This window comes from Paraburkholderia sp. BL18I3N2 (assembly GCF_003001875.1).
Classification (GTDB): domain Bacteria; phylum Pseudomonadota; class Gammaproteobacteria; order Burkholderiales; family Burkholderiaceae; genus Paraburkholderia; species Paraburkholderia phytofirmans.
This window is the reverse complement of the sequence record NZ_PVNC01000005.1, coordinates 147,804-169,393: the sequence shown is the minus strand read 5'-3', so window position 1 is coordinate 169,393 and position 21,590 is coordinate 147,804. Positions and strand designations below refer to the sequence as shown.

15 protein-coding genes are annotated in these 21,590 nt (G+C 62.4%); 12 read left to right on the top strand and 3 right to left on the bottom strand.

Features of this window, described 5'->3' with window-relative positions; translation table 11 throughout:
* The first annotated feature begins 675 nt into the window (after positions 1-675).
* The 8 genes from nirB to B0G75_RS16245 all read left to right on the top strand — a co-directional run bounded on the left by nirB (position 676) and on the right by B0G75_RS16245 (position 11,716).
* The gene (nirB, locus tag B0G75_RS16280; RefSeq protein ID WP_106307284.1) at positions 676-3,216 is read left to right on the top strand and encodes a nitrite reductase large subunit NirB; all 2,541 of its coding nucleotides are present in this window, start codon (positions 676-678) and stop codon (positions 3,214-3,216) included.
* Between the two features lie 32 nt (positions 3,217-3,248).
* Positions 3,249-3,602, top strand: coding sequence for a nitrite reductase small subunit NirD (nirD, locus tag B0G75_RS16275; RefSeq protein WP_106281190.1), 354 nt, complete (start codon positions 3,249-3,251; stop codon positions 3,600-3,602).
* A 34-nt stretch (positions 3,603-3,636) separates the two neighbouring features.
* Entirely contained in the window at positions 3,637-7,848 is a 4,212-nt protein-coding gene (locus tag B0G75_RS16270) for a bifunctional nitrate reductase/sulfite reductase flavoprotein subunit alpha (RefSeq protein WP_106307282.1), read from the top strand.
* A 199-nt stretch (positions 7,849-8,047) separates the two neighbouring features.
* Positions 8,048-9,415: an MFS transporter gene (locus B0G75_RS16265; protein ID WP_106307279.1), complete on the top strand. Its 1,368-nt coding sequence runs from the start codon at positions 8,048-8,050 to the stop codon at positions 9,413-9,415.
* 103 nt (positions 9,416-9,518) lie between these two features.
* Positions 9,519-10,193 (top strand): type IV pili methyl-accepting chemotaxis transducer N-terminal domain-containing protein, encoded by a 675-nt coding sequence (locus B0G75_RS16260; RefSeq protein ID WP_106307276.1) that lies wholly within the window; start codon positions 9,519-9,521, stop codon positions 10,191-10,193.
* A 61-nt stretch (positions 10,194-10,254) separates the two neighbouring features.
* A complete protein-coding gene (locus B0G75_RS16255; protein WP_106307273.1) occupies positions 10,255-10,743 on the top strand; it encodes an MgtC/SapB family protein in 489 nt (162 codons plus the stop codon).
* Between the two features lie 162 nt (positions 10,744-10,905).
* Positions 10,906-11,367 carry an SRPBCC family protein gene (locus tag B0G75_RS16250; protein ID WP_106307270.1) on the top strand — a complete coding sequence of 154 codons (462 nt, stop codon included), beginning with the start codon at positions 10,906-10,908 and terminating at the stop codon, positions 11,365-11,367.
* On the top strand, positions 11,351-11,716 hold the full coding sequence (locus tag B0G75_RS16245) for a helix-turn-helix transcriptional regulator (RefSeq protein WP_106307267.1): 366 nt from the start codon (positions 11,351-11,353) through the stop codon (positions 11,714-11,716). Before B0G75_RS16250 ends, B0G75_RS16245 begins: the two co-directional genes overlap by 17 nt.
* 3 nt (positions 11,717-11,719) lie before the next feature.
* On the opposite strand, the gene B0G75_RS16240 is transcribed toward B0G75_RS16245, so the two are convergent.
* A complete protein-coding gene (locus B0G75_RS16240; RefSeq protein ID WP_106307264.1) occupies positions 11,720-12,877 on the bottom strand; it encodes a porin in 1,158 nt (385 codons plus the stop codon).
* A 284-nt stretch (positions 12,878-13,161) separates the two neighbouring features.
* Here B0G75_RS16240 and aldA point away from each other — a divergent pair, with 284 nt between their 5' ends.
* The 4 genes from aldA (at position 13,162) to B0G75_RS16220 (ending at position 19,024) form a co-directional block, all read left to right on the top strand.
* Entirely contained in the window at positions 13,162-14,598 is a 1,437-nt protein-coding gene (gene aldA / locus B0G75_RS16235) for an aldehyde dehydrogenase (RefSeq protein ID WP_106308020.1), read from the top strand.
* A 153-nt stretch (positions 14,599-14,751) separates the two neighbouring features.
* Positions 14,752-16,074 (top strand): nitrate/nitrite transporter, encoded by a 1,323-nt coding sequence (locus B0G75_RS16230; protein WP_106307261.1) that lies wholly within the window; start codon positions 14,752-14,754, stop codon positions 16,072-16,074.
* Positions 16,075-17,292: a mandelate racemase/muconate lactonizing enzyme family protein gene (locus tag B0G75_RS16225; protein ID WP_106307258.1), complete on the top strand. Its 1,218-nt coding sequence runs from the start codon at positions 16,075-16,077 to the stop codon at positions 17,290-17,292.
* A gap of 70 nt (positions 17,293-17,362) precedes the next feature.
* Positions 17,363-19,024: a GMC family oxidoreductase gene (locus B0G75_RS16220; protein ID WP_106307256.1), complete on the top strand. Its 1,662-nt coding sequence runs from the start codon at positions 17,363-17,365 to the stop codon at positions 19,022-19,024.
* 16 nt (positions 19,025-19,040) lie between these two features.
* Here the strand turns inward: B0G75_RS16220 and B0G75_RS16215 are convergent, their stop codons facing one another.
* On the bottom strand, positions 19,041-19,976 hold the full coding sequence (locus B0G75_RS16215; protein ID WP_012433000.1) for a LysR substrate-binding domain-containing protein: 936 nt from the start codon (positions 19,974-19,976) through the stop codon (positions 19,041-19,043).
* A 111-nt stretch (positions 19,977-20,087) separates the two neighbouring features.
* A complete protein-coding gene (styD, locus tag B0G75_RS16210) occupies positions 20,088-21,566 on the bottom strand; it encodes a phenylacetaldehyde dehydrogenase StyD (protein WP_106307253.1) in 1,479 nt (492 codons plus the stop codon).
* Positions 21,567-21,590 lie beyond the last annotated feature (24 nt).

Here is a 21,590-nt window from a genome sequence, read left to right as displayed (position 1 = left end):
GTATCGGCCGGTGATCGCTGTCGCGCCGGCGCCCAATAAAAAACGGCGTCCGCTCGTGATGATCACGAGGGGACGCCGTTGTCCATTTACTGCCTGGTGTGCTGCTCTGCGCGCTTCGCTTCAGGCGCGGTGAAACACAGCGTTGTGTTTCGCCCCCACGGGTATGTGCTGCGTGTCGTGGCGGCCGCGTTGCCGCCGTGAACTCGCCACTGCTTACGCAAGGACTACGCCATCCATTGGCCAGGCGCGCTGCAGGCCTTGCCACGCCTCGCGAATAACGCCGACGACACCCACGCCACGCACCGTTCGTGAGCGCGCACCTCGCACGCGCAGGGTGCTGCGTCGCACCATCCATGTGCCCCGCTGCATCAAAACGTGTCGTGTGCCCGCTTCGCCGCACACGCGTGCGATTCGCCGCAGAGCCCCGCGCCACGGCCTCGTCACGGGCATTTCGTACAACTGGCATAGGCTTTGCATTAAGCCTTGCCATCGGATCAACGTGGATCCGGCGCGAGTGCAACACAAAGTACTCGCTGCAGGACAGGTCAGGACAACGGCGTCCCCTGAATTCAGTCATCGACTGGGTTCGCGGGACGCCGTTTTTATTTCCAGAATCGTTTTCGCCACATGTCATACGGCGTCGCTCGCAACCAGCACATTGAGGAAACCGCGGTCATGAAAATCATCGTTATCGGTCACGGGATGGTCGGTCACAAACTGGTCGAGTGCCTCGCACAAGACACCGCGCACGGACTCGACATCACGGTGCTGTGCGAGGAATCGCGGCCGGCCTACGACCGCGTGCACCTGTCCGAGTTTTTCGCGGGCAAGACGGCGGACGATCTGTCGCTGGTCGAGCCGGGCTTCTTCGAACGCCAGAACGTGTTGCTCAAGCTGAATGCGAAGGCCGTGGCGATCGATCGCGATGCGCGCACCGTGACGGTATCGACGGGCGAAACATTGCCTTATGACAAGCTGGTTTTCGCCACCGGCTCCTATCCGTTCGTGCCGCCCGTGCAGGGCCGTGAACGCGCCGATTGCTTCGTGTACCGAACCATCGACGACCTCGAAGCAATGCGCGAATGCGGCGCGCGTTCGAAGACGGGCACGGTGGTGGGCGGCGGACTGCTCGGCCTCGAATGCGCGAAGGCGCTGCGCGACATGGGACTGCAAACGCACGTGGTCGAATTCGCGCCGCGTCTGATGGCCGTGCAGGTGGACGACGGCGGCGGCCGCGTGCTGCGCGGCAAGATCGAAGAACTGGGCGTGACGGTGCATACGCAGAAGAACACCACGGCGATCGTCGACGGTGAGGCAGGCACGCACCGCATGCAATTCGCCGACGGCAGCCATCTCGACACCGACATGATCGTGTTCTCCGCGGGCATTCGTCCGCGTGACGATCTCGCGCGCGCGAGCGGCCTGACGCTCGGGCCGCGCGGCGGCATCGTGATCGATAACGCGTGCCGCACGAGCGATCCGCACGTCTACGCGATCGGCGAATGCGCGCTGTGGAATGGTCAACTGTTCGGCCTCGTGGCACCGGGTTATGACATGGCTCGCGCGGTGGCGAAGCAATTGCTGGGCGACACTGCGGAATTCGCCGGCGCCGACATGAGCACCAAGCTCAAGCTGATGGGCGTGGACGTGGCGAGCATCGGCGACGCGCACGGCAACACGCCGGGCAGCCGCGCGTACCAGTTCAGCGACGAGCGCAAGCAGGTCTACAAGAAGCTGGTGGTGTCGGAGTGCGGCAAATATCTGCTGGGCGGCGTGATGGTGGGCGACGCCGCCGAATACGGCACGCTGTTGCAGATGATGTTGAACCGCATCGAACTGCCTGCATCGCCTGAATTCCTGATCTTGCCGGCCGCCGACGGCAATGCGAAGCCCGCGCTCGGCGTCGATTCCTTGCCCGCTTCCGCGCAAATCTGTTCGTGCAACAACGTCTCGAAGGGCGAGTTGTGCGCCGCCGTTTGTGCGGGTGCGACCGACATCGGCGCTTTGAAATGCACGACGAGCGCCGGCACGTCATGCGGCGGTTGCGTGCCGCTCGTCACGCAGGTGATGAAGGCCGAGATGAAGAAGCAGGGCCTCGCGGTCAACAACCACGTCTGCGAACACTTCGCGTATTCGCGCCAGGAGTTGTATCACATCGTGCGTGTGGAAGGCGTGCGCAGCTTCGGCGAACTGCTCGCGAAGCACGGCCACGGCCTCGGCTGCGATATCTGCAAGCCGGTGGTGGCGAGCGTGCTCGCGTCGTGCTGGAACGAGTTCGTGCTGAAGAAAGAGCACGCCTCGCTGCAGGACACCAACGACTACTACCTCGCCAACATTCAGCGTGACGGCACCTATTCGGTCGTGCCGCGCATGGCGGGCGGCGAAGTGACGCCCGACGGTTTGATCGCGGTCGGCCAGGTCGCCAAGAAATACGGCCTCTATACGAAGATCACCGGCGGTCAGCGTGTCGATCTGTTCGGCGCGCGGGTCGAGCAATTGCCGCTCATCTGGGAAGAGCTGATCGCTGCCGGTTTCGAATCCGGCCACGCGTACGGCAAGTCGCTGCGCACCGTGAAGTCGTGTGTCGGTTCGACGTGGTGCCGCTACGGCGTCGGCGATTCGGTGGGTCTCGCGGTGGAGATCGAGAACCGCTACAAGGGCCTGCGCACGCCGCACAAGATCAAGTTCGGCGTGTCGGGCTGCACTCGCGAATGCGCGGAAGCGCAAGGCAAGGACGTCGGCATCATCGCGACCGAGAAGGGCTGGAATCTCTATGTGTGCGGCAACGGCGGCATGAAACCGCGCCACGCCGAACTGCTCGCGTCGGACCTCGATAAGGAAACGCTGGTGCGCTACATCGACCGTTTCCTGATGTTCTACGTGCGCACCGCCGACCGTCTGCAACGCACCAGCGTGTGGCGCGAGAACCTCGAAGGCGGCCTCGATTATCTGATCGATGTGGTCGTCAACGATCGTCTCGGCGTGGCCGACGAACTCGAATCGGAGATGCAGCACGTGGTCGACACCTACGAGTGCGAATGGAAGAAAGCCGTCACCGATCCCGAAACGCGCAAGCGCTTCCGTCATTTCGTCAACAGCGCCGAAGCGGACAGCAACGTTGCGTTCGTCGAGGAACGCGGCCAGATCCGTCCGGCCACGCCCGCCGAACGGCGTTCGAAGCTCGCCGCGATCCCCGTTGTCGTCGAAACCGTTTGATTGAACCGCACCATTCACCGAGGACTTCCGCCATGAACAACGATCGCCTGCCACGCTCCTGGACGCCGGTTTGCCCGCTCGACGACATCGTGCCCAACACGGGTGTTTGCGCGCTCGTCAACGGCGAACAGGTCGCGGTTTTTCACGTGAACAACGGGGACGCAGACCCGATCGTGTACGCGATCGAAAACTTCGATCCGGGCTCGCAAGCGGCGGTGCTCTCGCGCGGATTGATCGGCAGCCTCGGCGAACGCATCGTGGTCGCTTCGCCGATCTACAAGCATCACTTCGATCTGCGCACCGGCGAGTGCCTCGAAACACCGGCGCATTCCGTCGGCGCGTTTGCCGCGCGAGTGGAAAACGGCCAGGTGTGGGTCGCGGTTTGAACCGCTAAATTTTTTCTTAACGACGTCGCTCGCCATGTCCTCCACTAACGTAAAAACCGTGTGCCCCTACTGCGGCGTTGGCTGCGGCATGGTGCTGCACGTCGAGGACGGTCAGGTCGTGAAGATCTCCGGCGACAAGGAGCATCCGGCCAATTTCGGACGGCTGTGCACGAAGGGCCAGTCGGCGCACGTCGCGTTGCGCAAGTCGGGACGTCTCGAAGACGCGTTCGTGCGTCACGCGCGCGGCCAGGACCCGGCGCCACTGCCGATGGCGCAGGCGATCAGCACCACGGCGGCGCGCTTGCGCGGCCTGCTCGATGAACATGGGCCCGACGCGCTGTCGTTCTACGTCTCCGGGCAGATGTCGATCGAGGCGCAGTACCTCGTCAACAAACTCGCCAAGGGTTTTGTCGGCACCAGCAACATCGAATCGAATTCGCGCCTGTGCATGGCGAGCGCGGGCAGCGGCTACAAACTGTCGCTCGGCGCGGACGGTCCGCCGGGATCGTACGAGGACATCGATCACGCCGACCTGTTCTTCGTGATCGGCGCAAATATGGCCGACTGTCACCCGATTCTCTTCCTGCGCATGATGGATCGCGTGAAGGCAGGCGCCAAACTGATCGTCGTCGATCCGCGCCGCAACACCACGGCGGAGAAGGCCGATCTCTTCATGCAGATCAAGCCGGGCACCGATCTCGCGTTGCTCAACGGCCTGCTGAATCTGCTGCACGAAAACGGCCATACGGATGCCACTTTTATCGCCGACGCCACCGAAGGCTGGGACGCGATGCCCGCGTTTCTTGCCGACTACACGCCGGAAAACGTCGCGCAAATCACTGGCATCGCTGTCGAAGATATCCGCCAGGCCGCGCGGATGATCGGCACCGCCAAAGAGTGGATCAGCTGCTGGACCATGGGCCTGAATCAGAGCACGCACGGCACGTGGCACACCAACGCGATTTGCAACCTGCATCTCGCGACGGGCAAGATTTGCCGGCGCGGCAGCGGCCCGTTTTCGCTGACAGGCCAGCCCAATGCGATGGGCGGCCGCGAGATGGGTTACATGGGCCCGGGCCTGCCGGGTCAGCGCTCGGTGCTGGTCGAAGAAGACCGCGCGTTTATCGAAGACCTGTGGGGCATTCCGAAGGGCTCGCTCAAGCCGCAAGTCGGCAACGGCACGATCGATATGTTCACGCGCATGGCGGCGGGCGAGATCAAGGCGTGCTGGATCATCTGCACGAATCCGGTGGCGAGCGTGGCGAATCGTCAGAACGTGATCGACGGATTGAGTGCGGCGCAACTCGTGATCGCGCAGGACGCGTTCCTCGACACCGAGACCAACCGCTACGCCGACGTGCTGTTGCCCGGCGCGCTGTGGGCCGAAGCCGAAGGCGTGATGATCAACTCCGAACGTAATCTCACGCTGATGCAGAAGGGCATCGAACCGCCGGGCGCCGCGTTGCCGGACTGGCAGATCATCGCGCGCGTTGCGTGTGAAATGGGTTTCGCCGATGCTTTCACTTACGCGAGCGCCGAGGAAGTCTTCGCGGAAATCACCCGCGCGTCGAATCCGAAAACCGGTTACGACCTGCGCGGCGCGAGCCACCGCCGTTTGAAGGAAACGCCGTTGCAATGGCCGCTTGCATCGGATGATTCCGCCGATCGCAATCCAGTTCGCTACCTCAACGACGGCGTGAGTCAAACGCTCAAGGAACGGCCCGACGGCAGCCGTCCGTGGCTCGTGTTTCCGACGGCGAGCGGCAAGGCGATGTTCTTCGCACGCGCCTACGCCGCGCCGGCTGAACTGCCGGATCGTGAGTTTCCGATCGTGCTGAATACGGGCCGCCTGCAGCATCAGTGGCACACGATGACCAAGACCGGCAAGGTCGCGATGCTCAACAAGCTGAACCCTGGCCCGTTCGTCGAGATTCATCCCGAAGATGCCGCCACGCTCGGCATCAAGGCAAAAGACCCGGTGGAGATTCGCTCGCGCCGCGGCCGAGCGGTGTTGCCGGCTGTCGTGACCGAGCGCGTGAGCGCGGGGCAGTGCTTTGCGCCGATGCACTGGAACGACGTTTTCGGCGACGACCTGTGCATCAACGCCGTGACGAGCGACGCCATCGACCCGGTCTCGCAGCAGCCCGAACTCAAGTTTTGCGCTGTGGCGTTGAGCCCGGTGGCGGTCGAGCGCGTCGAGCCTTTCCTGAATGACGACGATGTATCGCTGGCTGATGGAGCCGTTGCGGTCGCTGCAAGCGCGGCGCCAGCCAACACCGTATCGGCAAGCGCCGAGGATCTGGATATGCCCCGTATCGATGCACTCACCAGCCTGTTGCAGTTGCCGCCGACACCCGCGCCTTCACTTACCGATCAGGAGCGCGTCTATCTGGCCGGCTTCGTGAATGGACTGCGTTCGGCGGAAGCGCAAGATATCGATCGCGTGCCGGTTCTGCCTGCAAGCGCGCCGTTCGATGCGGCGAACCGTCTTTACGTCGACGGCTTGTTGGCCGGTCTTTATAGCCGCGTTGCGACCACTCCGGCTGCTGCGTTGACATCGCCGCACGGCGCAACGAATGCAGAAACATCACCCGCGTCGTCCGGCGTGCGGATTGTGCGCGCACGGCCGAAGGTCACACTGTTGTGGGCCTCGCAAACCGGCAACACCGAGTCGCTGACCGAAGGCTACGCCACGCGTTTAATGGAGTCGGGCTTTGAAATCCGCACGTCGTGCATGGCGGATTATCAGGCGTCGACGCTCGCGAAAGCCCAATACGCGCTGCTGATGACGAGCACCTTCGGCGATGGCGATCCGCCCGACAACGCGCAAAGTTTGTGGGCGCAATTGAACGCCGAGGGCGCGCCGCGCCTCGACGGCGTGCGCTTCGCGGTGCTGGCGCTCGGCGATCGCAATTACGACCAGTTCTGCGGCCACGGCCGCCGCCTCGATGAGCGGCTTGCCGGACAAGGGGCGCTGCGCCTGATAGAGCGCGTCGATTGCGATAGCGAGTATCAGGAAAGCGCGGATGCGTGGCTCGAACGCGTCATCGTGCGCATCAAGGAAGAGGATGCCGCGCTGTACGCCGTGCCGCCGGGCGGCATGATCAACGCGGTGGTGCCGGGCACGGTGGCGACCAAAACGCGGCCGGCCGCGTCGCGGCTCGTCAGCAATCTGCGCCTGAACAAGCAGGGCGCGGCGAAAGACACGCGCTACTTTTCGCTGAGTACCGGCGACTCAGGACTCGAATACGAAGCAGGCGATGCGCTCGGCGTCTGGCCGAGCAACTGCCCGGAACTGGTCGACGAATTGATCGCGTTGAGCGGCGTGAGCGCGGATGCCGCGGTGAACGTGGCGGGCGTAGGCGAAATGCGTCTTGCCGATGCACTTGGTAAGCACTACGAGATCGCGCGGCCGAGCCCCGATCTTCTCGCGTTCGTCGCCGCGCGCAGCGATAACGGCGCGCTGCGCGATCTGCTGTCGCCCGAGCGCAAGGCCGACCTCAAGCAGTGGTTGTGGGGCCAGCAGATCGCCGACGTGCTGCACGAATTTCCGGTGAGCCTCACGGCCGCCGAATTGACCGGCATGCTCAAGCGTCTGCAGCCGCGTCTCTATTCGATTGCATCGAGCCCGAAAGCACATGCGGGCGAAGTTCATCTGACCGTCGCCGCGGTGCGCTACAGCAATGGCCGCCGTCATCGCAAAGGCGTGTCGTCGACGTTTCTCGCCGACCGCGCGGGCGATGTCAACGTGCCTGTGTTCGTGCAGAAGTCCGCACACTTTCGTCCTCCTCATGGTTCCGATACGCCGATGATCATGGTCGGCCCCGGCACTGGCGTTGCACCGTTTCGCGGCTTTCTGCACGAGCGGCGTGCGCGCGGCGATACGGGACGCAACTGGCTGTTCTTCGGCGAGCAGCACGCCGCTTCCGATTTCTACTATCGCGACGAACTCGAATCGATGCGCGACACCGGTGTGCTGACCCGGCTCGACGTTGCCTTCTCGCGCGACCAGGCGGACAAGGTGTATGTGCAGGACCGCATGCGCGAACAGGGTGCGCAACTGTGGTCGTGGCTCGAAGACGGTGCGCATTTCTACGTATGCGGCGACGCCAACCGGATGGCGAAGGATGTCGACGCGGCGCTCAAGGAAGTGGTGGCCCGTCACGGCGGCATGAGCGATGAGAAAGCCCTCGAATACGTGAACCGTCTCGCGCAGGAAAAGCGCTACGCACGCGACGTTTATTGATCATCACGCGGTTTTCAGCGTCACGAGCGCGCTCACGGTTTCAAGGTTTCAAAGAGTACGGAGTACAGCTTCAAAGAAGAGGCCGCATGGCATGGAGGTTGCATGTTTATGCCGGTTATCAACATCGTGATCATTCCGGTGCGTGGCGCGTAGCGCGATCTGCTGGATAGTCTAAAAATCAGTTTTGTAAGGATATCTGATGAAAAACCTGATGAGCTCCCTAAAGAGTGGGGACTGGCGCGCGCTGGTGGCGTGTTTCCTCTATTTCGACACGGGCTTTACCGTGTGGGTCCTGTATGGACCGCTCGCACCGTTCATCAGCAAGAGCATCGCGATGACGCCCGCGCAACAGGGTTTGCTGGTCGCGGTGCCGGTGCTGTCGGCCGCTATTCTGCGCGTGACACTCGGCAACCTGTATCAATCCGCGCACGGCAAGCGCATTGCGCTGATGGGCGTGCTGTTATCAGCGGTGCCGACCATCGTGCTGCCGTTGCTGCCGTCCGTGCCGTCGTACACGGTGCTGCTGGTGCTCGGCGTGTTCCTCGGCGTGGGCGGTGCCAGTTTCGCGGTGGCGCTGCCGATGGCGGGCAGCAACTATCCGCCGAAGGTGCAGGGCCTCGTGCTGGGCCTCGCCGCGGCCGGCAATATCGGCGCGGTGCTCGACGGCTTTTTGTTCCCGCAACTGGCGACGCACTACGGCTGGCAGATGGCCGCCGGCGGCGCTCTGCCGTTGCTCGCGATCGCCGCAATTACGCTGTATTTCTGGGCCAACGACTCCGGCGTGAAAACGGGCAACGTGCTGCGCGCATTCGGCAGCTTTGCGGTGACGCTAGTCGGCTTGATCGTGCTGGTGCTGCTCGTCGAAGCCGGCATGTTCGGCTCCGGCAAAACGGGTGTGCTACTGTTGCCGGTGATCGGCGCTCTGCTGGCGATTGCGGTGCTGCCCAAGCGTTATCGCGCGGTGCTGGCCGAGCGTGACACGTGGGCGATCATGCTGGTGTACAGCATTACGTTCGGTGGTTTCGTCGGTATGTCCTCGTATGTCACGCTGCTGCTGACCAACCTCTATCAGCTCTCGAAGATCGACGCGGGCCTCTTCATGGCGCTGCTCGCCGCGACCGGCGCGATGGTGCGCCCGCTCGGCGGCCTGATTGCCGACAAGGTGTCCGGTGTGCGTGCGCTGACCTTCCTGCTCGCGATCATCTCGCTGTGCGACTTCGTGTTCGCGGCGGCCATGCCGGCAATGGCCGGTGGCATCACGCTGCTGGTGTGCCTGTATGTGGCCTTCGGTCTCGGCAACGGCGCGACCTTCCAGCTGGTGCCGCATCGCTGGGCCGGCCGCACGGGTCTGATGTCGGGCATCGTCGGCGCCGCAGGCGGCATCGGCGGATTCTATCTGCCTGTCGTGATGGGCATCGCGAAGGAAAGCACCGGCAGCTATCAGATGGGCTTCGCGACGTTCGGCGCGCTGGCGGCCTGCGCGTTCGTCGCAATCGTCGCGCTGCGCCGTCCGTGGATGGCGTGGTCGATGCACACCGGTGTGATGCACGCGCACGCAACGGAGTAATGGAGCGATGGAGTAATGCAGTAACGCGGGCGATCCGGCTGCCACGCTGACGCGGCGGTGCGGATCGTGCGACGGGGCCGATCAATAATCATAAGAAGTCAAGATGAGCATCACGACAGAACGGGTTCACGCACCGCCGTCCGACGCGGACGTCTCCAGCGAGGTGTTGAGCTCGTTGATCAATATGGCGGGGCGTCAGCGGATGCTTTCGCAGCGCATCGCGTTGAAAGCGATGTTGGCGCTTCAACAGTTCGACGGCGCGCTGGCGATCGCGCGCGACACGCTGAACACATTTACCGAAAGTCATACGGTGTTGATTCAAGGCCGCGATGGCTTGCCCGGTCTGTTTTCGCCAGCGTTGCGCGAGGCATTTCATGGCCGCGAGAATGTCGCCGGGAAGATCGCGGACTTTATCGCGCTGGCTTCGACGGCGTTGGAGGCGATCGGGCGCGCTTCGCCGCGCGCGGGCGATGCACTCAAGGCCCTGGTCGATTCCGTCGATCCGCTGCTCACGCATCTGCACGGCGTCACGGCTGTCTATGAACAGGAAAGCCGGCGCATAGCGCGATTGCAGAAGAAAGAGCAGCAGCAGTTGATCGAGCGGATCAAGGCCATCGCGAAAGAAGCGCACATCGTCTCGTTCAACGGTCAGATCGTGGCGAGCCGCGCGCATGTGACCGGCCGCGAGTTCGCCGTGGTGGCCGGTGTGATGACATCGATCACGAAGGAACTGGAGGCCGTTGTGAGCGCGTTCGTGAAGAAAACGTCGGCCGGATGAGGCACGCAGTGCGGCTTTATTGTCGTATGCTTGGCGTTTTCCAGAACGTCGGGCAAATGTAATGGGCAACTGGTGGCACGCGGTGTGGGCAACCGCCCGGGGAGAGTTCTCAGATCTCGGCAGCGCGGCCGACGTCACTCAGGTCCTGATGCGCCTCGGGCTGGCGTTGATACTCGGCGGCATCCTCGGTTTCGAGCGTGAGATGTCACGTCGTGACGCCGGCATGCGCACGCACATGATGGTGTCGGTCGGCGCGGCGCTGTTCGTAGTGGTGCCGCTGCAGGCCGGTTTCTCGCAGGACAATATGAGCCGGGTCTTACAGGGACTCGTGTCCGGGATTGGTTTTCTGGGCGCGGGCGCCATCATCAAGCTCAGCGCCGAGCGCGAGGTGCGCGGTCTGACGACGGCGGCAAGCTTGTGGCTCACCGCGGGCGTCGGCGTGGCGGCGGGGCTCGGGCGCGAGGCGACGGCGATTCTCAGCGTGGCGATCGCGCTGGCCATTCTGTTAAGCGCGCGGCTGTTCAAAAGTCGAGAACCGGAAGAGAAGTAGGGGGGTGGCGGGCTCTCGATCCGAAGAAAAATCGCCGTGAAAAAATATGCAGGCAATGACTTGCATGTTGGTTAGAGCGTTCCTAATATGCAGTTGGCAACTACGTTGCACGGGACCAGAGTAAGCGCTAAAGCGCCAACTCTGGTCGACAGGAGGCTGCATATGAACACATCGACCGATCGCATCGAAAAACAGATTCTGCTGGAGGCGCCGCGCTCTCGAGTCTGGCGCGCGCTGTCCAATGCCGAGGAATTCGGCAACTGGTTCGGCGTGGATCTCACCGGTAAACATTTCGTGGCCGGCCAGTCCGTGCAGGGCAACATTACCTATCCCGGCTACGAGTATCTCGTCATGGATGTGCATGTCGAGCGCGTCGAGCCCGAGCACCATCTTTCGTGGCGGTGGCATCCTGCCGCGGTCGATATCAAAGCGGACTATTCGCAAGAGCCGACTACCCTGGTTGTCTTCGAGTTGACCGAGGTCGAATCGGGCACCTTGTTGCGCGTGGTCGAGTCGGGCTTCGATCAACTTCCCCCCGGCCGCCGCGAAGAAGCATTCCGTATGAATAGCGGCGGGTGGGATGAACAGATGACCAACATCGAACGGCATGTCGCCAAGGGTTAAGAAGACGTCTGGCGGAGTGCCGCTGAAGGCGGCGGCGCTGCGTAGTTCCGCGGCGATTTTCGCGGCGCTCGGCGACGAGACACGTCTGCGTCTGGTCGCGGTATTGTGCGCGGGCAGCGCGATGTCGATCGCGCAACTCACTGCGGGAACGGACATCACGCGGCAGTCCGTCACGCAGCACTTGCAAGTGCTCGCCAATGCGGGTCTGGTGCGCGACGTCAAAGTGGGCCGCGAACGGTTATGGGAATTCGAGCCCACCCATCTCGACGAAGCACGCAGCGCGCTCGACGCGATCTCGCGGCAGTGGGATCAGGCGTTGTCGAGGTTGAAGGCGGCAGTTGAGGAGTAAGGTTTAGAATTTATGCCGCAACGCAATCCGGACAGCGACCTGCGTGCCCGTCGACGACGGCGCCTGCACACCCGGAATAAACGCGTCGTCGAGAATCGAGTGAGTCGAATCGCCGGCGACCTTCTGATACTCACCCTGCACATACACGTCGGTGCGCCGCGACAGGTTGTAATCCGCCATCAAACCCACGGAGTGAATCTTCGGCTTCACGCTGCCTGACGACGCATCGTAGTTTTCCATCGTGTACACGTACTGCGCGCCCACGAAAAACGCCGGCGTGAACTGGTATTTGCCGTTCAGCTCGAAGTTCTGGTACTTCAGCGTATTCAACGTCACGCCCGGCGCGGCCAGCGGAACGCCGATATAGCCGTTGCCCGTCGGATTCCTGTAGTTCGAGTTGGTGTAGGCGAAACCGGCCGTCGCCGAGCCGAACGTGTAGTTGATGCCGCCACCGAACACGCGCATACGTCCCGCGATAAAGCTCGCGTCGTTGGCGGTAATCGCGCCGGTCGAGCCCACGCCGGGATTGTCCGCCTGCATATACGCCGCCGCGATCAGCAGGCCGCCGTTCGCATACTGCCCGCCGAAGCTATACGCGCGGTTGTTCGCGAAGTTGGTGTCGTTACTGAAAGCGTAAGCGCCGCCGAACTGGAAGCCCGCCATCTCCGGGCTCGCGTATTTCACGCTGTTGCCGAGGCGGAACGAGTTGTCGGTGTTGTCGTTGTCATACGGATGTGCGAACAGGTAGCCGGCCCAGTTGCCGTTGGCCGTGGTCTGCGCGAGATAATCGACCACGGAATCGTACTGGCGCCCGAGCGTGACCGTGCCGAAGCGGCCGTCGCTCAGACCCACATACGCCTGGCGGCCGAACATGCGGCCACCTTGGCCGAGCCGTCCCGAACTCACGTCGAAGCCGTTTTCGAGTTGAAACACGGCCTTCAGACCTCCGCCCAGATCCTCCGAACCCTTCATGCCCCAGCGGCTGCCTTGCGCATAGCCGCTCGCCATTTCCCAGACCGCGCCGTGCCCCGCGTTGTTGGTGTAGTCGATGCCTTCGTCGAGCACGCCGTACAGCGTGACGCTGCTTTGAGCGAAAGCCGGCGACGCCGCCAGCGAGGCGAGTGCGGCGAATGCGGTGGTAGCAATGCGGTTCTTTTTCATCATGAGCTCCAGACCTTGGTAGTGAGCGGACCGAACGCGCCGGTCCATTCCGAACGCGTCTACAGCCCGCTGCTTTTTGGCAAAGCCCGGATTCTGCTATTCGATTTGCGAATCGCGAATGAGGCACATCCCTGGATAAACGTGATTTTTTCGAATGTTTGTCCCGCGAATTATTCGCTTGTGGCGGGCAGTGACCCGGAGAAAAATTCCGTTCATGCACCTTTGGCATGAAGGCCATAGCCGAGGGCAACGTGTTTTTCGCACATGCTTTTCAGGAGACGACCATGCGACTCGATCGGAATTTTGCTAACGGCCGGTTCATCGAACCCGCGACTGACACCGCTAGCAGCGAGATCATCGCCGTTTGCAATCCGGCCACCGAGGCCGTGATCGCCCATGTCACCGGCGCCACCCATGCCGAAGTCATCGCCGCTGTCGATGCCGCCGCCGTCGCGCAAAAGGGCTGGCGCAAGCTGCCGTCGTCCGAGCGCGCTGTCTATCTGCACAAGCTCGCCGATGCGCTGACCGAATGCGCGCCCGCCATCGGCGCGGCGCTCGCGCTGGAGTCGGGCAAAAGCGTGGCCGATGCCACCAACGAAGCGATCTACGCCGGCCAGATCACGCGCTATCACGCAGAGTGGGCGCGCCGCATCGAAGGCGAAGTGATTCCGAGCGATACTCCCGACGAAAACCTTGTATTGCATCGCGAGCCGATGGGCGTGGTCGCGTGTCTGATCCCGTTCAACTATCCCGTCTATACGTTCATGCGCAAAGTGGCGCCGGCGCTGATTGCCGGCAATACGGTCGTCGTGCGCCCGAGCAACAACACGCCGACTTCCGCATTCGAAATCGCCAAGGCAGTAGAGAAGGCCGGTTTGCCGGCCGGCGTCGTGAACATTCTCGCGATGAACCACGCCACCGCCGAGGCGCTTTGCACGCATCCCAAGGTCGGCATGATCACGCTGACGGGCAGCGTCGGCGCGGGCCGCAAGGTGCTCGACTATTGCAAGGCGAACATCGCCAAGCCGTCGCTCGAACTAGGCGGCAAGACGCCCGCGATCATCGAGGCCGATGCCGATCTCGAGAAAGCCGCGCGCCATCTGGTCGCGTCCAAGACCACGCATTGCGGCCAGTTGTGCACGGCGATCGAACGCGTCTACGTGCAGGAAAGCGTGCATGACCGCTTCGTTGCGCTGCTGAAAAAGCACATGAGCGCGGTGGAAAGCGGCGATCGCAGCGAGCAGCCGTCGCTGATGGGGCCACTCGTCAACGACGCGTCGCGCCAATCGATTCACGCGATGGTGGAGCGCGCGGTCGCTGCGGGCGCCACGCTCGAAACCGGCGGCAAGCTGCCGCAAGGTAGAGGCTTCTTCTATCCGGCCACGTTGCTGTCGAACTGCCGTCAGGACATGGAAATCATCCAGGAAGAGACTTTCGGTCCGATCATGCCGGTCGTCAAATACCGCACGCTCGACGAAGCGCTGGAGATGGCCAACGATCATCAATTCGGTCTGTCGTCGGTGCTGTATACGGAGAACTATCGCGGCGCGATGAAGATCGCCAACGGCATCGAAGCCGGTGAACTGTACGTGAACCGTACGCCCGCCGATCCGTATCAGGGCTTTCACGCCGGCTGGAAACGTTCGGGCCTCGGCGGCGACGACGGCAAGCACGGCATGCTCGAATTCACCCAGACCCGTCTCGTGGTCATGAAGTACTGAAGCTGAACCGGCACGCGCCGCACGTCAAAAACGATCGCGCGTGTCTGCCTTGCAACCTGAAAAGCGCAGCGATTCTGCTGCCAGTCCATAACAAAACATATTGGAGACCGGGCGGCCCGATGGGCCGGCGCTGTGTCTCTGAGGAGCGCTCACGTGTCATCCCAACCCGTTCGAACCGATGCTTCGCTCGCCTTACGCGACGAAGAGGCCGCCCTGCAAAACAGCAAGACGCAGCGTTATATCCAGCTCATCCTGCTGGTGATCGCAGCCGGCGCGATCTATCCGATTCTGTATCTGCGGCAGGTGTATCAGCCGACGATGCTCGAAGTGTTCCACATCACCGATAGCCAGCTCGGCTACCTGTATTCGTCGCTGGGCACGATCTTTCTGTTGAGTTATCTGCCGAGCGGCTGGCTCGCGGACCGTATCGCGCCGCGTTTGCTGATCTGTTTTTCTCTAATCGCCACCGGCGTGCTCGGGCTGTGGTATTCGACCGCGCCTTCTTTCCCCATGCTGATGATGATCTTCGGCGGCTGGGGTTTGTCGACCGGTTTGACGTTCTGGGCCGCTGTCATCAAACGCGTGACGATGATTGCCGGCGCGCATGAGCAGGGCCGTTTCTTCGGCTTGCTCGACGGCGGACGCGGCCTGATCGAAGCGATGCTCGCGACCGTCGCGATCACGCTGTTCGCATGGATGACGCAGACCAAAGGCGAACCGGTCGCGGCCGGTTTCAAGCTGGTGGTCTACATGTACGCGTTTCTTTGCATTGTGCTCGGCGTGGTGCTTGCGCTCGTCAAGGACCCGCAGGGCTCTGAAGACGCGGCCGCCAATCGCGCCGCGCGTCAACGCAACAACGTGCTGATCGATCTGAAGACGCTCGCGAAGATTCCCGAACTTTGGCTGGTCGCCGCCATTGTGTTCTGCGGCTACCAGGTGTTCTGGGCGACCTACAGTTTCTCCGCCTATCTGCATGAAGGCGAAATCGGCCTCACGGTCGTGATGGCCGGCACGATCACCACGCTCAAGCTGTGGATGCGCCCGATCGGCGGCATCGGCGGCGGCTTTCTCGGCGATCGCTATTCGAAGGTGTCGGTGCTCGTGATCGCACTCTTTCTCGCCGCGCTGTCGCTGTTGGGTCTGATGGCGGCACCGCGTATTTCGAGCCACGTGTTGCTGGTGTTCCTCGTGCTGTTCATCGGCATTCTGACTTACGCGATTCGCGGCCTGTACTGGTCGCTGCTGGACCGCTGCAATATTCCGGTCACAACGATGGGTCTCGCGATCGGCCTGATCTCGGTGCTCGGCTATTCGCCGGACGTGTTCCTGCCGCTCATCAACGGCTATCTGACGCAGACGTTCCCGGGCGTCTTCGGCTACCAGCTCTACTTCGGCTATGTGGCCGTCATGGCGGCGCTCGGCGGCTTTGCCGGGCTCGCACTGAGAAACATGCTCAATAGAAAAGAGGTTGCGTAAATGAAAGTCGTCTCGCTCGAAACGCATATCGTCGCCGTACCGCCGCCGCACGTGGGCGGCATGTACTGGATCTTCGTCAAGCTCAAGACCGATTGCGGGATTGAAGGCGTCGGCGAAATCTATTCAGCGACGTTCCATCCGAAGGCGATGACCCACATCATCGACGACGTATTCGGCCGCTATCTGCTCGACAAGGACCCGCATCACATCGAGCGGCTCTGGCGCGAAGCGTATTCGAGCGGTTTCACGCAACGCCCCGATCTGACGATGATGGGCGTGGTCAGCGGTTTGGAGATGGCGTGCTGGGACATTATCGGCAAGGCGGCTAACAAGCCGGTGTACGAGTTGCTGGGCGGCATGGTGAATCAACGCCTGCGTTCGTACACGTATCTGTATCCGAGGAACAGCCGCGGCGAGTACGACTACGACGATCCCGATCTGGCCGCCGAATGCGCGCTTGAAAACGTCAAGCGCGGCTTCACGGCCGTGAAGTTCGATCCGGCCGGACCGTACACGGCGTATTCTGGCCATCAACTGTCGATGGAAGTGCTGGACCGTTGCGAAACCTTCTGCCGCCGTGTACGTGAAGCAGTCGGCAGCAAGGCGGATCTGCTGTTCGGCACGCATGGGCAGATGGTGCCTTCGTCAGCGATCCGGCTCGCGAAACGCCTCGAAAAGTACGATCCGCTGTGGTTCGAAGAGCCGGTTCCGCCGGGCCAGGAAGGCGCGATGGCGCAGGTCGCGCAGCACACCAGCATTCCGATCGCCGCGGGTGAACGCCTCACCACCAAGTACGAATTCTTCAAGCTGCTGGAAGCCGGTGCCGCGTCGATTCTGCAATTGAACGTGGCGCGTGTTGGTGGCTTGCTCGAAGCGAAGAAAGTCGCGACGCTGGCCGAGGTGTACTACGCGCAGATCGCACCGCATCTGTACAACGGGCCGATCGGCGCGGCGGCCAGCATCCAGCTCGCGACGTGCACGCCGAACTTCCTGATTCAGGAAAGCATCGGCACGTGGGACGGTTTTCATGCGGCCGTGCTGAAGAAGCCGATTCAATGGGAAGACGGCTACATCATTCCGTCGCAGGAACCAGGCCTTGGCGTCGAGCTGAACATGGAAGTCGTCAGGCAGCGCACGCCGTACACCGGCGAGCGTTTGCATCTGCAAATGGCGGCGCAACCGGCCGATGTGAAGGATCTCGCACCGGCCAAGGGTTGAGTGCGCCTTGCATCTGGCGGGTTTCACCACTACGTTTCAATGGATTGAGCGCCGTCTGGCGATATAGAGCATGAACTACGATTACATTATCGTCGGCGCGGGTTCGGCGGGCTGCATTCTCGCCAATCGCCTGTCGGCGTCGGGCCAATACTCGGTGCTGCTGCTCGAAGCAGGCGGCAAGGACAGCTCGTTCTGGTTCAAGATTCCGGTGGGTTTCACCAAGACGTATTACAACGAAACCTACAACTGGATGTACTACAGCGAGCCGGAAAAAGAACTCGACAACCGGCCGATCTATTGTCCGCGCGGCAAGGTGCAGGGCGGCTCGGGCTCGATCAACGCGATGATTTACGTGCGCGGCCAGCCGCATGATTTCGACGATTGGGCCACCGCCGGCAATACAGGTTGGGCATTTCGCGACGTGCTGCCGTATTTCCGCAAGCTCGAATCGCATCCGCTCGGCAATACGGACTATCACGGCGCCGACGGACCGATCCGTATTTCGCCGATGAAAGACGCGGTGCATCCGATCTGCCACGTGTTCCTGAAAGGCTGTGATCAGGCCGGCTATCGACGCAGCGACGACTTCAATGGCGCGCAATTCGAAGGCGCCGGCATTTACGACGTGAATACGCGCAACGGCCAGCGCTCGTCGAGCAGCTTCGAGTATCTGCACCCGGCGCTGTCGCGCAAGAACCTCACTGTCGAGCGCGGCGTGCTGGCAAGCCGCGTTCTATTCGACGGCAACCAACGCGCGATTGGCGTGAGCGTTACGCAGAACGGCACCACGCGGCAGTTCATGGCGACGCGCGAAGTGATTCTGTCGGCGGGCGCGGTCGATTCGCCGAAACTGCTGCAACTCTCCGGCGTGGGCAATAGCGCGTTGCTGGCGAAGCATCGCATCGCGATGGTCAAGGAACTGCCCGCCGTGGGCCAGAATCTGCAAGACCATTTGTGCGTGAGCTTCTACTATCGCGCGAACATGAAGACGCTGAACGACGAGATGCGGCCGTTGCTCGGCAAGCTCAAGCTCGGTCTGCAATATCTGCTGACGCGCAAGGGGCCGCTTGCGATGAGCGTGAACCAGTCGGGCGGCTTCTTCAAAGGCAATGATCGGCAAACACAGCCGAATCTGCAGTTGTACTTCAATCCGTTGTCGTACCGGATTCCGAAGAGCAACAAAGCGAATCTCGAACCTGAACCGTACTCGGGCTTTCTGCTAGCGTTCAATCCGTGCCGTCCGACCAGCCGCGGTTCGATCGAGATCGCGTCGAATCGCGCCGAAGATGCCGCGAAGATCCGCATCAACGCGCTGACCACGGAGAAGGACGTCGACGAAGTGATCCAGGGTTGCGAACTGGTGCGCAAGGTGATGGCGTCGCCGGCGTTGAAGGCGATCACGGTCGAGGAAATCTCGCCGGGGCCGCAGGTGAATACGCGTGAAGGCTTCCTGCAATACTTCCGCGAGCAATCCGGGTCGATCTATCACCTGTGCGGTTCGTGCGCGATGGGCGACGACCCGCGCAGCTCGGTGGTGGATGCGCGATTGCGTGTGCACGGTATCGCGGGCTTGCGGGTGGTCGATGCGTCGATCTTTCCAAATATCACGTCGGGCAATATCAATGCGCCGACCATGATGGTGGCGGAGAAGGGCGCCGACATGATTCTCGAGGACGCCGCGAGCGAAGTTGCGTTTCGGCCCGTAACCGCGGAGATGGCCGCGGCGGCATGATCCGGTAACTCACGCTTCAACCGGCGTCGCTCAAAGGCGCCGATTCCGACGCATCGAGCGCCCGTCCGCTCAACCAGATTTCCTGCTGCAGCCAGTCGCGGAACAGCGCGACGTGCGGCAGTTCGTCCTGTTCGGCGCGCGTCACGAACCAGTACGATTGATGCCCGTCCACGTGCACGTTCAACACTTGCACGAGTTGGCCCTCGGCCAGTTCGCGCGCGATCATGTGACGGTCGGCGATGGTCACGCCGAGCCCGTCGATTGCCGCGCGAATCGCGTGATCGAGCAGATCGAATTCATAACCGCCGCGCGTATCCACGTTTTCAATGCCTGCTGCTTTGAGCCAATGCTGCCAGGTGAGGTAGCGCTGATCGGCGCTTGCGAGCACATGCAACAGCGTGAACTGATTCAGATCGATTGCCGCGCTGCCCGCCTGGCGCGCGAGCAAGGCGGGCGAGCACACCGCGATATGCCGCTCGCTCATCAACAGACGGTTTTCGACACCTTCCCACTCGCCATTCCCAAAACGGATTGCGCAGTCGAGCACGCCGGATTCCGCGAGGTTGTCGTCGACGCGCGTCGACAGACTCAGTTCGAGTTGCGGATGCGCGTCACGCAAGCGGCCGAGGCGCGGCATCAGCCAGCGGCTCGTGAAGGTGGGCGGCGCATTGATGCGCAGACGATTGCGATGGGTCTTTTCCTGCAAGCCGCGCACTGTGAGTTCGATACGGTCGAAGGATTGCTGCAGTGCTTGCAGAAGAACGCGGCCGGCAGCCGACAGTTCCAGATGATGATGGTGACGCTGCAGCAGCGTCTCGCCCAATTGCGCCTCGAGTTGCCGAACTTGCCGGCTCACCGCGCTTTGCGTGACGTTGAGGAGTTCCGCGGCGCGGGTGAAGCTGCCCGTGCGGCCGGCGACTTCGAAGGCTTTCAGCGCATTCAGCGCGGGCATTTTGCGTTTCAAGATGTTCGACCGGGAGTGAGCGCGCAGCGGCGCGATGTCCCGGCATTTTACTGGTTTGCCTGCGCGGCGCCCATGATGCGCCGCACAGGCGTTGCAGCGTCAATAAGCAATACAGACCGACTTGGTTTCCGTATAGGACTCGATGATCGACTTGCCGTGTTCGCGGCCGATGCCCGACGCCTTGAAGCCGCCGAACGGCATCGCCGGGTCGACCATGTTGTGCGTGTTGACCCACACCGTTCCGGCCTCGATGCCGTCCACGAGCCGCAGCGCCTTGTCGAGCTGATTGGTCCAGACGCTCGCGCCGAGACCGTACTCGGAAGCGTTCGCCTGAGCCAGCACTTCATCCAGATCGTCATAGGGCATGGCGACTAGCACCGGGCCGAACACCTCTTCCTTGACGACGGCAAGCGGCTTGCAGGCGCGATTGGCGATCACCGTCGGACGCACGAAGTAGCCCTCGCGTTCCACGCGCGCATCGCGCGACAAAATCTCGCCGCCTTCGTCCTTGCCTTGCGCGATCATGCCGGCCACTTTGTCGCGATGCCGCGCGGAGACCATCGGACCCATCTGCGTCGCGGCGTCGAAACCGGAGCCGAGCGTGATGCCGTCGGCGACGGCGGCAATGCCTTGCACGACTTCGTCATAGATGGAGCGGGCCACATACAGGCGCGAGCCCGCCGTGCAAACCTGGCCGTGGTTGAAGAAGATCGCGCCTGCCGCGCCTTCGATCGCTTTGCGCGGATCGCAGTCGTCGAGCACGATCACCGGGCTCTTGCCGCCCAGTTCGAGCGACGCGCGCTTCAGATCGTCCGCGCATTGACGGCCGATGATGCGCCCGACTTCGGTCGATCCCGTGAACGTGACCTTGTTCACCAGCGGATGCCGCACGAGCGCCGCGCCGGCGGTTTCACCATGGCCGGTCACCACGTTGAACACGCCGGCAGGGAAACCCGCTTCGTGCGCGAGTTCGGCGAGACGGATTGCCGTCAGCGGCGTTTCTTCAGCGGGTTTTAGCACCACGGTGCAGCCGCAGGCTAGCGCCGGGGCAATTTTCCATACCGCCATCAGCAGCGGAAAATTCCACGGGACGATCGCGGCCACCACGCCGGCGGGCACGCGTTTGGTCGATGCGTTGTAGCGCGTGCCCGGCGGGAACGGAATCGACAGATCGAACGTGCTGCCTTCGATCTTGGTGGCCCAGCCAGCCATATAACGCAGCCATTGGACGCTGCCCGCCACTTCCAGCATCTTCGAGAAGCCAATCAGTTTGCCCTGATTCAGCGTTTCCAGCGTGGCGAGTTCGTCGCTATGCCGCTCGACGAGGTCGGCGAGTTTTAGCAGCAGACCCTCGCGGACGGCCGGCGGCATTCTGCGCCAGGCGTCGGATTCGAAGGCCGCCTTCGAGGTTCTGACCGCGTGATCGATATCCGCTTCGGATGCGTCGGGAATCTGCGCGATCTCTTCAGCGGTGGCCGGGTTGAAGACCGGAAAGGTTTTACCCGCGGCGCTGCCGGTTTTTTCGCCGTTGATGAACATGGTGTGCGGCAATGCGGCCGCTAGCTTGTGTTCGGTCATGGTGGTTCGTCTCCGTTGGGGTTG